The 1496-nt window shown below is 35.3% G+C and carries 1 protein-coding gene and 1 pseudogene; one reads left to right on the top strand and one right to left on the bottom strand.

Annotation, left to right across the window (positions count from 1 at the left end; genetic code table 11):
* Positions 1-647: 647 nt before the first annotated feature.
* Positions 648-803, top strand: a complete 156-nt coding sequence (locus LPH68_RS26160) for a hypothetical protein (RefSeq protein WP_004309904.1) — start codon at positions 648-650, stop codon at positions 801-803.
* A gap of 303 nt (positions 804-1106) precedes the next feature.
* Here the strand turns inward: LPH68_RS26160 and LPH68_RS26155 are convergent.
* Positions 1107-1478 (bottom strand): annotated as a pseudogene (locus LPH68_RS26155) (hypothetical protein); the annotation flags it as partial.
* Positions 1479-1496: the final 18 nt, after the last annotated feature.

Genomic DNA, 1496 nt, shown 5'->3' with positions numbered 1-1496 from the left:
TTAGCCATGGTCTCGTGGGCTCGGAGATGTGTATAAGAGACAGCCTTTTGTATCATCAGAAATAAGATATAATGTGATAATTGATTTTTGTAATATTTCTGTGTCTTTAGGGGAAAAACTTTGAAGACTTGACTATATCCTGTATTTTACAGGAAAGTATAAATTTGGACTGTGAACTAGAAATAAATTAGGGGATCTTTTTATTGGGGAGAACGTATGAACTGGTATATATTGGTATTGATAATTGACGTACCAGCTGTGCATCTGTCCATTTTCTATCTCGGTAGCGATATACAAGGTTGGAAGATGAATACAGAAGGGGTTGCACAAATGAGAAGAATTTAGTGGCTATACTGTTTTCGCTGTGCTGTATGCTGGCGGGAAGGATACTCCTTTTGGGAAAGTAGAAAGATAAAAGGCAGTCGGGCACTAGAGATAAAAAGTGAGAGGAGCTCCATAGAACGGAAGCTCTCCTCTTTTATTTTTTTATTTTGTACTAAGTTATAAGATTCCGGCTTGTCACAAGCAAGAATAATATAAGCAGATTCCTGTTTCACAACAGATATCTATGCCGCAAAGATACATGAAATATATATTAACACAATGATTTAACGGGTTTTGTTGGGGAAGCTGTCTGTGACGGGGGAATGGACGCTAAGGTGCTTGACATACTGGAGAACTGCTTCGAGTGGAACAGGGACAGGAAACTGATACGGAAAATAAGGAAAGAGGTGGAGGACTTCGAGCGTTGGACGGAAATGAAGGCGGCAGAAATGCTGCGTGCCAAGAGGCAGCAAAAATAAATCTCATTTATATCATATTATGCAATATACAAAGCTGATAAAATATTCAAAAAAAAATATTTTATCAGCTTTCAAATAATGAATTACTACATAACCTACATTAAGAAGTGCATTAGTATATAGAAAGTAGTGAATATACACTAGTTACGATAAGCCGAGTTTTTTTTACTAAAGATGGTGGCGAAGATTCTTGTTTCATTACTTCTCTGTCATCGAAATATGAAGTTAAAAACATAATTGTCAAAATCAACAAACGTGTATACTGTTTTATAATTAATATAATTAAGGTTAATACTGAATACGTTAAAAGTCAAAAGTGCCATGTTTATAAGAGGACCGGGAAGGTTTATAATAATCCTCACCCGGGGTCTGGGGTTGTATAAAATCTTGTCTGAATATTTCTGTAGGATTATCTGTAATTAAATCTGCATCATGGGTATATATGTTAAAATAGCACTCTGGATCTGTTTTTTGGTTATATGGTCCTTCTCCCACAAAAGAAAATTTGTAAAAACCAATTTTTTCTCCGTCTTTTCTGACTGTAAGGAACCAGACATTACCACTACTTATCGTTTTAAATCTCAATCCGTTTAATGATGAATAAGTTTCCTCTATAAACTGGCCATTCAAATATGTCTGTTTTTTACAAGTAAAAGGTGACTCAAATCTACCACCTGTCTCTTATACACATCT

The organism is Bacteroides sp. 1_1_30 (assembly GCF_020982715.1).
GTDB lineage: Bacteria > Bacteroidota > Bacteroidia > Bacteroidales > Bacteroidaceae > Bacteroides > Bacteroides xylanisolvens.
This window is presented reverse-complemented; position numbering and strand designations above follow the sequence as displayed.